Origin of the sequence: Mycolicibacter heraklionensis (genome assembly GCF_019645815.1) — a bacterium.
Taxonomy (GTDB): Bacteria; Actinomycetota; Actinomycetes; order Mycobacteriales; family Mycobacteriaceae; genus Mycobacterium; species Mycobacterium heraklionense.
The window spans coordinates 3,600,832-3,614,490 of sequence record NZ_CP080997.1 but is presented as its reverse complement, the minus strand read 5'-3'; the positions used below and the strand labels follow the sequence as shown (position 1 = coordinate 3,614,490).

Genomic DNA, 13,659 nt, shown 5'->3' with positions numbered 1-13,659 from the left:
GGTGGTGCTCGACAGGAACAGTCGGGACGTCGACAGATTACGGCACGGACGGCACGGACGCCATCGGCGTCGCCGCCTCGGCGCCCAGTCGGTAGCGAATCAAGCGTGAGCTGTTGGCGACGACGGCCACCGACGACGCGTTGTGCAGGATCGCCGCGAGCACCGGTGACAGCGCACCCCCGGCGCCGATCAACAGGCCGGCGGCGTTGACCGCGATCGACATGCCGTAGTTCTGCCGGATCACCTCGACGGCGCGCCCGCCCAGGTCCCGGACGTCGAGCAGCCGGCGCAGGTCGTCGTTGGCCAGGGCCACGTCGGCGGTCTCCACCGCAACGTCGGTGCCGGCCAGACCCATCGCGATCCCGATGTCAGCGGCGGCCAACGCCGGAGCATCGTTCACGCCGTCACCGACCATGCCCACCACGTAGCCCTCGTCCTGCAGCTCGCGGACCACCTGCAGCTTGTCCTCCGGCAGCACCTCGGCTCGCCATTCATCGATGCCGAGTTCGGTCGCCACCGCTGCCGCGGTCTCGGGGTGATCGCCGGTGAGCATGACGATGCGGCGAATGCCTTTGGCACGCAATGCCTCAAGTACTTCGCGTGACTCTGGGCGTACCTCGTCGCGCAGGCTGATCAACCCGACCAGGGTGCCGTCGACTGCCAGCAGCAGCGGGGTCTCGGCCTGGGCCCGCAGTTTGGTGACCCAGGCCGCCGCCTTCTTGGAGATGCGGACCTTCTCCGAGCGCAGCAGGTTCGGGCTGCCCAGCAGCAGGGTGCGGCCGTCGGCCCAGGTGCGGATGCCCAGCCCCACCAGGACTTCGCACTCCTCGTGCGGCGGGATAACGATGTGGCGTTCCTCGGTGGAACGGATCACCGCTTCGGCCAGCGGGTGACGCGAGTGCAGCTCCGAGCTGGCGGCGTAGGCAAGAACCTGCTCGGGCTGCCAATCCTTGTGTATGGCAACAATATTGGTCACCACGGGACGGCCCACGGTCAGCGTGCCGGTCTTGTCGAACACGATCGCGTCCACCCGGCCGGCCTGCTCCAGATGCGAGCCGCCCTTGATCAGGATGCCGCGCCGGGCGCCGTTGCCGATCGCCGCGCTGATCGCCGTCGGCGTGGCCAGCCCCACCGCGCACGGGCAGGCGATCAGCAGCATCGTCATCGCGCGACGGACATCGCCGGTGAGCACCAAGGTGATAGCCGACAGGATGAACGAGGCCGGCACGAAGCGGCCGGAGAAGTTCTCGCCGACGGTCTGGATCGGTGCCCGGTCGTGCTGCGCCTGCTCCACGCGGCTGATGATGCGGCCGATCACGGTCTGGTTTCCCACCGCGGTGGCCCGGACCACCACCCGGCCGCGCACCACCACCGAACCGGCATGCACGCGCGCCCCGGCGATCACGCTGACCGGCAGGGTTTCGCCGGTGATCGCGGACTGGTCGACGATGGCCTCCCCGTCGACGATCTCGCCGTCGACCGGGATCGCCACGTGGTCGTGGACGATCACCTCGTCGCCGATCTGCACCGTGTCGATCGGCACCTGAACCTCAGTACCGTCGGCCAACCGGACCCAGGCGGTGTCCTGGTTGCCGCGCAGCAGATCCGAGATGGCGCGGCGGGTGCGGCGCAGCGTCAGATCCTGCAGGTACTCACCGATGTTGAGCAACCACAGCACGGTCAGCGCGACCACGTTCTCCCGGAGCACCAGGCTGGCCACGGTCGCTGCCGTCACCAGTGCGTCGGTGCCGGCCTTGCCGGACCGGATCGAGCGCAGCGCGCCCCGCAGGAAGGGATAGCCCATGAAGACCGTGGCGCCGGTCGCGACGAGTTGGCCGCTGGGCCCGAGCAGCGGCGGCCGGGCCAAGACGTAGCGGCGCATGCCCAGCAGTGCCAGCGCCGCGCCGCCGATCACCATGCGCAGCACGTCGGTGTTGCTGACGTCGGCCGAGCGGGGCGTGCGGGCGGGGATCAGCTCGGCCGCGACGGTGGCCGCAGAACCGATTGCCGCGAGGATCTCCGCGGTGTCGCTTCGTTTGGGGGAGTACCAGACCACGACCGAGCCGGTGCGCGGATAGGCGTGCACGGTGCGTACGCCGTTGACGCGGCCAGCGGCCTCTTCGGCGGCCACCGCACGCCGTGAATCGCCACGGACCCACGGAACCTGCACCCGCATCCGGCCGGCCGCGTCGGAAACGACGGTCAGCTCATCGTCGGCGGCCACCGTTGCTATGGCGCCGCTGCTGTTCATCGCTGCGCTCCCCATCGTCGGCGCCGGGCGATCAGTGGTCGTGGTCGTGCTCGACGGCCGCTGCCGGCGGGGTGGCCTCCTCGCCGATACGCTCGCGAGCTTCGGCGACCACGTCGGCGACCTTCAGTCGCGCCGACTCGGCAACCTCCTCGGCTCGCCGGGTTCCGCGCAGACTCCACTCAGTGGCCGTCACCGCCGCCTCGTGCAGCGGAGCTTTCGCCAATGCCCGGCGCGCCACCTCGTAGGCGCTCACTCCGACCAGCCCGGTGAACACCGTCGACGCCGCTTTCGCCAGCAATCCCTGCACCGCCATGAGCCTCTCCTGTTCCTCTCGCTGCCACTCGCAGAAACATTATCATATCCGCATATCAGCATGTATATGTCGCGGTGGCGCCAGAATCGGGCCGCGGTGGCGCGCCGAGCAGTGCCTCAGAAGAGCGGGAGCAGATCCGCTGGTTCACCGATGCCCAGAAGCGGGCTGATCGCTTGCAGGACGGCACCGATCTCGACCATGCCCGCCAGGCTGCCCAGGCCGACCGTGGCCGCGATCGGCAGACCGATGGCGTCGAGGAGGTCACCCGACATCAGTTCCTGGATGAACAGGCTGATGTCATAGGCCGGCAGGCTGGTCAGCAGCGCGTTGATGACGTCTGCGGTGGGCAGCAGGCCGGAATACGCCGACGAGAGCACGCCGGAGAACGTGTTGACGATATCGAGCAAGCTGGGTAGCGAATCCGTCGCGTTGCCGTTGGCGATCTCGTTCACGATGGTCGGCAGCGACAGCGACTCTAGGTCGTGAATGAAATCTTGGACGCCCTGCTGAGCGCCGTTGACCAGGGCGGTGAACACATCGGCCGGGTTGATATCGGTCGGAAACAGTGCGAACGGGGTGGACACATTCGCGGGCCCGTGGTCCCAGCCTTCATCGATGCTGCCGTAGCCCAGGTTGACCAGCACGCGCAAGGCCGGCTGCAGCAGGTCGGCAAGTGGGTCTCCCAACACCGGGATGGCGCGCAGCGGTACCAGTAGCGGCAGATTCTCGGTGGGAATCATGAAGTATCGGGTGGCGCCGGTGTAATCGTCGGTTACCGGCAACTCGACGGTGGCCGCCAACTGCTCGGCGGTCAGCGAGCCGTAGGAAGTGTGCACAAAGGCGATGCCCAGGAGTGCGTTGATGTCCGACAGCAGGTTGATCGGGTAGCGCGGGAAGTCGGCGAAGCCGTCGTATTCGGCGGTGTAGATCGCGGTCGCCCAGGGTGTGTCGGCGGGCTCCGCTCCGCTGAAGGTGATCCCAAGGCTGGGGATGCTCAGCGGCGGCAGACTCGGATCGCCGAAACGTGACAGCAGGCCGCCGTTGGGATTGCTCTCGTTGCCGAGCAGGACGAATGACAGCTGGTCCGCGGTGGGCTGCTCGCCCAGCGGCAGTGCCAGCAGATCGCGCATCTGAAGTGCGGAGATGACGGAGCTCTGCGAGACGCCCACCACGACCAGGTTGTTCCCGGCCGCGATCTGGCCCTTGATCGTGCTGTCCAGAATGGTGAGCCCCTGCGTCACCGACGGATCCAGTTCGAGGACCTTGATGCCGGTCAGCGGGTACAGGCCTTCGGGGGTGAACAGCGAGTGGGTGGCGTCCACGGGGAACTGTGGCTGACCGGCGAAAAACGGCGTCGCTGGATCGACGTAACGGTGCATCAGCGCCGCCATGCCACCCGCTGAGGGGATCGGGTCGCCGCTGCCGCCCATGATCCACGCCTCGGTGCTGAGCAGATCCGCTTCTGCCAGCACCGTTATCACCCCGGTAGTGGCCCCGGGGCTGATCGCCGCCGAGATGCCCACGGCGGTGGCGAGCATCGGTGCCACTACCTCAGGCCACCGAACTGCGCGACGGATCATTGCGGCCCCCTCGATATCTCAAGGACTCTTGGACTGGAATAAGTAAATGCTGTGACAAAAGCTACATAAAATTAATACCTGCTGAGCTGAACGTCAATCAGTTTCTACTGCCCGAAATCCGTATTGGCTCGGCGGTTCAGCGAGGCTCGACGGAGGAGAGGGGAAGCTGGGGCCGCCGTATTGGCCCGGCGGTTCAGTCGAACAGGCGGGTGACCTTCTCGCTGGCCCGGCGGCGCTCCTGTAGGCCGGGATCGGGGTTGGCGACCTGCACCAGTGACCCGCCCACGGCGAACACCGTCAGCATGTTCTCGATCAGCTCGGTCGGGTTGTTCCAATCCCTGGTCGACCACACCCGATCCGACGACGTCAAACCCAGTGTCGCCGCGCACTTCTCGCACGACGCCAGCACGTCGTCGGCCGATGATCCGGCTAGGGCTGGGCCGGGGGCGCGTTCGGCGATGATCTGGTCGCCGTGCACCCGCACTGCGGTCGCATAGTCGGTGACGCCCACCGGCAGGTCGGGGGCCGGCTTGCCGAACGGGTCCAGCGACAGCACGACCACCTCGCCGCCGGTGGCGGCCACCGCCGCGTCGGCTTCATCGAGTCGGTCGGCGGTGCACAGCGCGACGTCGGCGTCTGCGTCCGATCCGGTCAGCACTTCGGCCCCGATCCACCACGCGCCGAACAGCACCGCCGCCGTCTGCCAATGCGCGGGCAGCAGCACCGCGATGCGACTTCCGGCGCCGGCGCCGAGCTCGTCGCGCAGCAGGTTGCCGGTCTTGGCGGCCCAGTTCGCCAGCGTCGCCGCGGACAGCTCGATACGTTCCCCGGTCGCGTCGTCGTAGTAGGTGATTCGTGGCCCCACCGGGTCGGCGCGCAGGAGAGGATCAAGGATCGCCGAGCTGAGGTTGATCACCGCAGCGACGTTAGTTCACGCACTGGGGGTCGTTGGAACCCGCGGTCAGAATCGGTGACGCAACGGGGATTTGGGGCGCCTCGCCGTCGTCGTAGCTGGAGATGCCGGCCACCTGCGCGCTGGCGCCCCCGGAGCCCATGCCCGATCCGGGCCCGGTGTAGTCGTTGGCCAGCACGACGCGCACCGAGCCTGTCGGGACCGACTCGACTGCCACCACCGGCAGTCCTCCGAGGTCCCTGGCCACCGCCTGTGCGCCGGGGTCGTCGGCCGAGGCGGCCTGCACCTGACTGGTGGGCACATGCTCGGACTCGTTGTTACCCACCGATCCGGTGCCGAATCCCTTGGCGTTGAGCACCCCCGAGACCGCGGCGGCCAGGCCGTTGATGTCGGTGTCGTTGAGCACGCTGGCGGTGGTCTGTTCCGGGTTGTAGGCCAGCAGCTCGGTCTTGCCCTCGTCCTGATCGTGCAGCAGCCCGGCCACCCACTCGGCCACCTGGCCGGGGTCGACGCGCACCACACTCTGCATGCCGTCGTCGCTCCAGCCGGACTCTTCGAGCACCGGGATGGTGGCGAACGCCACCTTGCCCGCGGCCAGGTCTTGGGCCTTCGTGACGAAGTCGATCACGTCCCAGCCGGCCGAAAGCACCACCGACCGTTGTACTGCGGCCTGCAGCCGGGACAGGGTGCCCGGGCTGGACAGCGTCTTGCCGGAGATGACCTGGTGCGCAAGCGATGCCATCACCACCTGCTGGCGACGGACCCGGTCCAGGTCGCCGTGCGGGAGCTCGTGGCGCTGTCGCACGAAGCTCAGCGCCTGGGAGCCGCCGAGCCGCTGCCAGCCGGCCGGGAAGTCCGCGCCGGAGAGCTCTTCGTACACCGGCTCCTTGAGGCAGACGTCGACGCCGCCGAGGGCATCGGTGATCAGCGCGAACCCGAGCAGTCCGATCTCGGCGTAGTGGTCGACGGTGACTCCGGTCAGGTCGGCCACCGTTTTGATCAGGGCCTCGCGGCCCGCCTCGGTACCGCGCGCCTGCGCCTGGACCGGATCCATCCCGGATTCCACGAGCGCGTCGGCGGTCTCCAGGCGGGTGGCGCCGTACACGCCGTTGATCTTGGTCTTGTCCAGGCCCGGTGCCGCCACGTAGGAGTCGCGGGGGATCGAGATCGCGGTGGCCGACTTCCCGTTGTTGGGGATCCGGACCAGGATGATCGTGTCGGTGTTGGTGGCCTCGTCGTCCCCAACGCGCAGAGAGGCCAGCTCTTCGGGGGTCAGCGGATTGCCGTGGGCATCGGTGCGGCTGTCCATCCCGACCAGCAGGATGTCGACCGCGCCGTCGGATCCGCCATTGCCCAGCGCCAGCGACGAGACGTGGAAGATGCCGTCCTCGAAGGACCGGACCTGGCTCCAGGCCACTCCGGTACCCAGGACGATGGCGACGGCTGCCACCGTGGCAATCACACGAACCACACGTTGCGCAGGCATCACTTCAGATTACTTGCGTAACTGCTGTATCGGCGGTAGCCGAGTGCGGCGTGCCAGACCGCGTGCCAGACCGGCGGTTTAGCGAGCTTCGACGGAGGAGAGGCGACGCTGGAACCGCCGCATAAGCTCGAGCTCATGCGGATTGTGATCACCGGCGCCGGCGGCCAAGTCGGCACTTTCCTGGCGAAACGCGCCGCCGAGACCGGTTGTGACGTGCTGGCACTGTCCTCGGCGCAGTGCGACATCACCGATGCCGCCGCGGTGGACGCGGTGGACCTGCGGCCCGGTGACGTGCTGATCAACTGTGCGGCTTACACCCAGGTCGACGCCGCCGAGACCGACTCCGAGCGGGCCCATGCCGTCAACGCGGCCGGACCGGGCCACCTTGCGGCCGCCTGCGCACGGGCCGGCGCGCGCCTGATCCATATCTCCACCGACTACGTCTTCGACGGCGACTTCGGTGGCGGCCCGCCGCGCCCGTACGAACCCGGGGATGCCACCCGGCCGCTGTCCGTCTACGGCCGCACCAAACTGGCCGGTGAGAACGCGGTGCTGGCAGGCTCGCCGGACGCCCTGGTGGTGCGCACCGCCTGGGTTTACACCGGGGCCGTCGGTGGCTCCGACTTCGTCGCGGTGATGCGCGAGCGGGCCGCCGGCGATGCCGGTGTGGAGGTGGTCGACGACCAGATCGGATCCCCGACGTATGTCGGCGATCTCGTCGAGGCGCTGTTGGCGCTGGCTGCCTCACCGCCGAGCGCCCGGGTGTTGCACGCCGCCAACGCCGGGGCGGCGAGCCGGTACGAACAGGCCCGCGCGGTGTTCGCCGCGGTCGGCGCCGACCCGGACCGGGTGCGGCCGGTCAGCAGTGCAGCGCATCCGCGCCCCGCGCCCCGGCCCGCCTACTCCGCGTTGTCGGGTGCCGAGTCGGCGCGGGCCGGCCTGGCACCGCTGCGCCGGTGGAGCGATGCACTGTCCGCGGCCTTGGCCAGATAACCTCTACGCCGTGAGTGAGGCCCTACCGGTGGTGACGGTGACCTATTCGCCGGGATGGCATTTGGACCGCTTCCTGGCATCGCTGTCGCTGGCGACCGATCGCCCGGTGCGGGTGGTGATGGCCGACAACGGTTCCACCGACGGTGCGCCCGAGGAAGCCGCGCAGCGCTATCCCAACGTGCAACTGCTGCATACCGGGGCCAACCTGGGCTACGGCGGCGCGGTGAACGCCGGGGTGGCCCTGCTCGACGCCGAGGACGGCGAGCGCAGTGAATTTCTCATCGTGGCCAACCCCGATGTCCAGTGGGGGCCGGGCAGCATCGAGGCGCTGTTGGATGCGGCGGCCCGGTGGCCGCGGGCGGCGACCCTGGGCCCGCTGATCCGGGAACCGGACGGCTCGGTGTATCCGTCGGCGCGCCACCTGCCCAGCCTGATCCGCGGCGGCATGCATGCCGTCGTCGGCCCGGTGTGGCCCAACAACCCCTGGACCCGGGCCTACCGGCAGGAACGGCTGGAACCCAGCGAGCGGCCGGTCGGGTGGCTCTCGGGCGCCTGCCTGCTGGTGCGCCGTGCGGCGTTCGACGCGGTCGGCGGCTTCGACGACCGCTACTTCCTCTATATGGAGGACGTCGACCTGGGCGACCGGCTGGCCAAGGCCGGCTGGCTCAACGTCTACGTGCCGTCGGCCGAGGTGTTGCACCAGAAGGGCCACGCCACCGGCAAGGACCCCGCGCGCAACCTGGCCGCGCACCACCGCAGCACCTACACCTACCTCGCCGACCGGCACACCGGCTGGTGGCGGGCCCCGCTGCGCTGGAGCATGCGGGGTGCGCTGGCGGTGCGCTCACACTTGGCGGTGCGTAACGCCCGCCGCAAACTGACGAAGGGACAACCGTGACACTGAGCCAAGTCGACGCGGTCATCCTCGTCGGCGGCAAGGGGACCCGGCTGCGGCCACTCACCCTGTCGGCACCCAAGCCGATGCTGCCGACCGCGGGTCTGCCCTTCCTGACGCACCTGCTGTCGCGGATCGCCGCGGCCGGAATCGAGCACGTGATCCTCAGCACGTCGTATAAGCCGGAGGTGTTCGCCGAGGAGTTCGGCGACGGCTCCGCGCTGGGCCTGCAGATCGACTACGTGACCGAGGAGGAGCCGCTGGGCACCGGCGGCGGTATCGCCAACGTCGCGCCCAAGCTGCGCTATGACACCGCGATGGTGTTCAACGGTGACGTGCTGTCCGGGGCGGATCTGAGCGAGTTGTACGACTACCACCGCGAGCAGGCGGCCGAGGCGACGCTGCACCTGGTGCGGGTCGGTGACCCTCGTGCCTTCGGCTGCGTCCCCACCCAGGACGGGCGGGTCACCGCATTCCTGGAGAAGACCGAGGACCCGCCGACCGACCAGATCAACGCCGGCTGCTACGTGTTGTCCCGCGACGTCATCGACCGCATCCCGCGCGGACGCCCGGTGTCGGTGGAACGCGAGGTGTTTCCCGCGCTGCTGGCCGACGGTGTGAAGGTCTGCGGCTACGTCGACACCAGTTATTGGCGCGACATGGGAACCCCGGAGGACTTCGTACGCGGTTCGGCGGACCTGGTGCGCGGCATCGCGCCGTCGCCGGCGCTGGGCGGCCGGCGCGGCGAGGCGCTGGTGCACGACGGCGCCTCGGTGGCGCCGGGTGCGGTGCTGATCGGCGGGACGGTCGTGGGGCGGGGCGCGGAGATCGGCCCCGGTGCCCGGCTGGATGGGGCGGTGATCTTCGACGGCGTCAAAGTCGAGGCCGGCTGCGTGATCGAACGCTCGATCATCGGGTTCGGCGCCCGGATCGGGCCGCGGGCGCTGATCCGCGACGGGGTGATCGGCGACGGCGCCGACATCGGGGCCCGCTGCGAGTTGCTGTGTGGGGCCCGGGTGTGGCCCGGCGTGTCGATCCCCGACTGCGGGATCCGCTACTCCAGCGACGTGTGAGCCGGTTCTCGGCTGACTCTGCGCTCAGGGCGCATCCCTCTCGAACTTTTCCGCCGTACACGCAGTGTCAACGGTGGTTAGTCACGCGATCGAGCGACGTCTGGCTAGCCGACCTCGTGTAGTCGCAACCCGTCCACCCGTTCGAAGTGCTTGCGGTTGCGGGTGGCCAACGGCAGGTCGAAGGTCAAGCAGATGCCTGCCTGGAGGCAGTCGGCCAGCCCGATGTCTTGGCCACCCCGTCGTAGCGCGGCGGCCACATCGCCGGCGCGCAGTGCACATCGGGAATCGAGCGGAAAGGTTCGCGAGCGCACTAGCCGGAGGATATCGTCGCGGCGCGCCAAGAAGTCCATACCGACCCGCAGTTCGAATGCGGTTACCGCGGTGACACGCAGGCGATGGCCGGCAATTAACTCGCGGACCAACGACACGCCGGGGCCCTTGCCGCGCAGAAAATCGATGATCAGATCGGTGTCGACGACTACGACGCCCGCCACGTGGCTCTCGCCTCGTCGATGCGGGTTCGGACCTCGTGCGCCTCGGAGTCGGTAAGGGTGCCTTCGAGGCCCAGCAGCAGGTCGACCTCATCGGTGTTCAAATTTGCGAGGTAGCCGTCCAGCGCTTCCTGGACCAGGGCAGAAAATCCGCGTACACCGCGACGCTGTGCAATCGCGCTCAGGGCGCGGTGCTGTTCGTCGGTAATCTCCACCGTCGTACGCATGCATGCATGCTAACACATGCCCTAGTGGCCACGGTCCGGATCAGCCGCGGCGAGCGGCTTCCTGGGCCAGGTGCATGCGTGATGTCAACCCCAGCTTGGCGTAGATGTGGGTGAGATGCACTTGAACCGTCCGCGACGAGATGAAGAGTCTGGCGCCGATGTCCTTGTTCGACAGCCCCTCTCGGACCAGTTTCACCACATCGCGTTCGCTCGGCGTCAGAGAGTCCCAGCCGGTTGGCGGCCGTTTCCGGCCGCCGCGCCCGCGTTGTACGTACGCAATGGCCTCCTCGGTTGACAACGCCGCGCCCTCGGCCCAGGCGGTGTCAAACTCCTTCTCACCCAAGGCTTTTCGCAAGTCGTTTACCGACGTCAGGTAGTCGTGGTCCCAAGTCTTGAACCGGGGCGCACCGATCCGCTCCCGGACGGACTCGGCCGCCCCGTAGATGCGGACCGCGTCGCGGTGGCTTCCGGCGTCGGCGGCCAGCGCCGCGAGGCACTCGAAGATGTCCGGAATCCCCAGGTAGGACTCCATGTCCGTACAGCACGTCAGTGCGTCGCGGGTATCACGTGCGGCTTGGCCTACGTCGCCCTGCCCGATCGCCACCCGGGCGCGCGTGGTCAGCGCCACCATCAGGTACCAGCCCGTCGTCGTCGCGACGGCCTCGTCGGCCCGGACCCTGGCCGCAGCCAGATCACCCGCTGCCAACGCCGCCTGCGCGTAGAAGGCGCTCTGCACCGCCGCCAACCCCGGCGCGGCACTCAGGCGTTGGTTAGCCGACTCGCTCGAGTCCCGCGCTGCTTCGACATCCCCCGCGGACAGCGCCGCGACCGTGGCAGCCATATGAGCGAAACCGGCGAATCCGTCGCCAAGCTCCGCGCCGACGATCAGAGCCGCATCGACGGCGGCCCGCGCGGCGTTCGTGTCGCCCCGGTATGCGAGCGCAAAGCCTTTCTGGCCAAGGCCCAGCGCCCGGCTCATCAGGTCGTGTACCTCCTCGGCCTCGGTGACCAGCGTGTCGAGCTGCGCCACGGCCCCATCCAAGTCACCTTGGAATTGCTGCGCCGTTCCGAAGCTGTAACGACACTGACGGGCGTCGAACCGATCGCCGATCGCCTCGGCGACCGCGAGTCCTTCTGCGGCGGCGGCACGCGCGGCCAGCGGGTCGCCGGCCACGATCGCGGCGGTGGCCTGCCAGCCCAGGATCTGGCTCAACCGCCACCGGTCGTCTGACGCGCGGGCCAGGCCGACTGCCTCGGCGAAGTATGGTTCGGCCATCTCGGCGTTGTACGCGGTGCTGTAGCCATAGGCGGTCAGCGCCCGCGCCAATAGGGCAGGGTCGCCTACCCCACGGGCAATGGTCAAGGCTTGCTCTGCGGAATCCATGCTGCAGGCGGTGCCCGCCGAGAGGCCCAGTACGGCGCTGTCGGCGAGGGCCTGTGCGCGTAACGCGGGATTCACCTCCACACCGTGGGCACGTTCTGCGGTGAGCACTGCCTCGAACCAGGCCAGCCCTTCCCGGACCCGACCGCGGGTCAGCCACATCGGCTGCAGCGACGACGCCAGCACCATCGCGGGCTCGATGGCGGCGTCCTCCAAGCTCCACCCGAACGCGGTTCGGAGATTGTCCATCTCGATCTCGGCCTGCTCGATGCGCTGTTCGTAGTCGGTGCGGGCCGGGGCATCTAGCAGCGCCGCCATCGCTGTGTAATGGTCGCGGTGTCGCGAACGCACCGCATCGGCTTCGCCGGACTCGCCGAGTTTCTCCAGCGCGTACTGACGTACCGTCTCCAGTAAGCGATATCGTGTTCTCCCGCCGTTGTTTTCAGCGACCACCAGTGATTTGTCGATCAGCAGGCTGAGTTGCTCCAACACCTGGTAGCGCTGAACCCCGTCGGCCCCGGCGACCGCTTGGGCTGCGTCGAGGTCGAAGCCACCCAAGAAGACCGCCAACCGGCGGAACAGGACGCGTTCGGTGTCGGTGAGCAGGGCGTGCGACCAATCCACCGACGCGCGCAACGTCTGCTGTCGACGCACCGCGGTCCGGGAACCACCGGCCAACAGCCGGAATCGGTCGTGCAGGCTGTCGACGATCTCTGCCAGTGACAGTGCTCGCACCCGCGCGGCCGCCAACTCGATCGCAAGGGGCATACCGTCGAGGCGTCGGCAGATCTCCGCCACCGCAGCGGTGTTGCCGGGCGTCACCGCGAAGTCGGCCCGGACCAGTCGGGCCCGATCGGCGAACAGCTCGACGGCCTCGTCGCCGAGCGACAGCGAGGGCACCTGCCAGGTGGCTTCCCCGGGAACCCCCAGCGGCTCACGGCTGGTGGCCAGCACCGTGATGTGCGGCGCGCAACCCAGCAGGGACACCACCAACGCGGCGCTCGCATCCAGCAGATGTTCGCAGTTGTCCAGCACGATCAGAATCTGGCGGTCCGCGAGGAACCGGACCAGCGCGTCCGTCGTGGAGCGGCCCGGCTGGTCGATCAAGCCCAACGCGCGTGCCGCCGTGACCGGCACCACTTCGGGGACGGTGATCGGCGCCAGGTCGACGTAGCAGACCCCGTCGCGGAATCCTGGTGCGATGCGAGCCGCGATCTCGATCGCGAGACGGGTCTTGCCGGTGCCGCCCGCGCCGGTCAACATGACCAGGCGATTCTCGGCAACCAACGCCTGTACATCAGCGATCTCCGCGCCGCGTCCCACAAAGCTGGTGAGCTGAACCGGCAGTCGCCCCGCCGCACGGCCCGTGGTCGTACGCAGTGGGGGAAACTCATTGTCCAGCTCGGGATGGCACAGTTGGGCCACCCGTTCCGGGCGGGGAACACCGCGCAACTCATGGCTGCCGAGATCGATCAACCACGCCTCGGCGGGAAGTGCTTCCACCACAAGGTCTTCGGTTGTGCCCGAGAGTAGCGTCTGTCCGCCGTGCGCGAGATCGCGTATCCGGCCAGCCCGGTTGATCGTCGGCCCGATGTAGTTGCACTCATCTCGTAGCTGTACCTCACCGGTGTGCACGCCGATCCGCAGCCGAATCGGCGCCAACGGCGCCCGTTGCAACGCCAACGCACATGCCACGGCGTCGCTGGCCCGGGCGAACGCGACGACGAAACTGTCGCCCTCGCCCTGCTCCACCGGGCGGACCCCAATGTGGGCCGGGACGATCTCGGCCAGCGCACGATCCAGGCGCCCGACCGCTGCGGTCATCTCGTCGGGCTGCGTCTCCCAGAGCCGCGTGGAACCCTCGACGTCTGCCAACAGCAGCGTCACCGTTCCCGTCGGCAATAACCCGGTCACACCCAATTCGGTCCCGTTCACCAGCGGTGAGTCCTCGCTCATGGTAGCCAGCATGTCTCGATGAGATGGTGCAAAACATCAGCGCTTGCGCTTATATCTCGCCCGGTGACGGGCGTACGAAGTCCTCGCCGAGGCCGGCCGG

Annotated in this window: 11 protein-coding genes; 3 read left to right on the top strand and 8 right to left on the bottom strand. The window is 68.5% G+C overall.

Annotated features, from left to right (window positions below):
• Positions 1-37: 37 nt before the first annotated feature.
• From ctpC to K3U94_RS17080, 5 genes are all read right to left on the bottom strand, one after another.
• On the bottom strand, positions 38-2,251 hold the full coding sequence (gene ctpC / locus K3U94_RS17100) for a manganese-exporting P-type ATPase CtpC (protein ID WP_220694479.1): 2,214 nt from the start codon (positions 2,249-2,251) through the stop codon (positions 38-40).
• 31 nt (positions 2,252-2,282) lie between these two features.
• Positions 2,283-2,564, bottom strand: coding sequence for a DUF1490 family protein (locus K3U94_RS17095; RefSeq protein WP_047318791.1), 282 nt, complete (start codon positions 2,562-2,564; stop codon positions 2,283-2,285).
• A gap of 116 nt (positions 2,565-2,680) precedes the next feature.
• Positions 2,681-4,102, bottom strand: a complete 1,422-nt coding sequence (locus K3U94_RS17090; protein ID WP_230987635.1) for a PE-PPE domain-containing protein — start codon at positions 4,100-4,102, stop codon at positions 2,681-2,683.
• A 235-nt stretch (positions 4,103-4,337) separates the two neighbouring features.
• Entirely contained in the window at positions 4,338-5,060 is a 723-nt protein-coding gene (locus K3U94_RS17085; protein WP_047318793.1) for a TIGR03089 family protein, read from the bottom strand.
• Between the two features lie 10 nt (positions 5,061-5,070).
• Positions 5,071-6,546, bottom strand: a complete 1,476-nt coding sequence (locus tag K3U94_RS17080; protein WP_230987180.1) for an LCP family protein — start codon at positions 6,544-6,546, stop codon at positions 5,071-5,073.
• 132 nt (positions 6,547-6,678) lie between these two features.
• Between K3U94_RS17080 and rfbD the strand changes: the two genes are divergently transcribed.
• From rfbD to manB, 3 genes are read left to right on the top strand one after another with little or no spacing between them, the layout of a single operon-like run.
• A complete protein-coding gene (gene rfbD, locus K3U94_RS17075; protein ID WP_220694476.1) occupies positions 6,679-7,536 on the top strand; it encodes a dTDP-4-dehydrorhamnose reductase in 858 nt (285 codons plus the stop codon).
• Positions 7,537-7,546: 10 nt separating this feature from the next.
• Positions 7,547-8,434, top strand: a complete 888-nt coding sequence (locus tag K3U94_RS17070; protein ID WP_047318796.1) for a glycosyltransferase family 2 protein — start codon at positions 7,547-7,549, stop codon at positions 8,432-8,434.
• A complete protein-coding gene (gene manB / locus K3U94_RS17065; RefSeq protein ID WP_220694475.1) occupies positions 8,431-9,504 on the top strand; it encodes a mannose-1-phosphate guanylyltransferase ManB in 1,074 nt (357 codons plus the stop codon). The genes K3U94_RS17070 and manB overlap by 4 nt, the downstream gene beginning before the upstream one ends.
• A gap of 104 nt (positions 9,505-9,608) precedes the next feature.
• Here the strand turns inward: manB and K3U94_RS17060 are convergent, their stop codons facing one another.
• Genes K3U94_RS17060 through K3U94_RS17050 form a run of 3 tightly spaced genes read right to left on the bottom strand, consistent with a single transcriptional unit; the run spans position 9,609 to position 13,571 of the window.
• A complete protein-coding gene (locus tag K3U94_RS17060; RefSeq protein WP_220694474.1) occupies positions 9,609-9,998 on the bottom strand; it encodes a type II toxin-antitoxin system VapC family toxin in 390 nt (129 codons plus the stop codon).
• Positions 9,983-10,222 carry a hypothetical protein gene (locus tag K3U94_RS17055; RefSeq protein WP_047318798.1) on the bottom strand — a complete coding sequence of 80 codons (240 nt, stop codon included), beginning with the start codon at positions 10,220-10,222 and terminating at the stop codon, positions 9,983-9,985. Before K3U94_RS17055 ends, K3U94_RS17060 begins: the two co-directional genes overlap by 16 nt.
• Before the next feature lie 40 nt (positions 10,223-10,262).
• Positions 10,263-13,571 (bottom strand): helix-turn-helix transcriptional regulator, encoded by a 3,309-nt coding sequence (locus K3U94_RS17050; RefSeq protein WP_220694473.1) that lies wholly within the window; start codon positions 13,569-13,571, stop codon positions 10,263-10,265.
• Positions 13,572-13,659 lie beyond the last annotated feature (88 nt).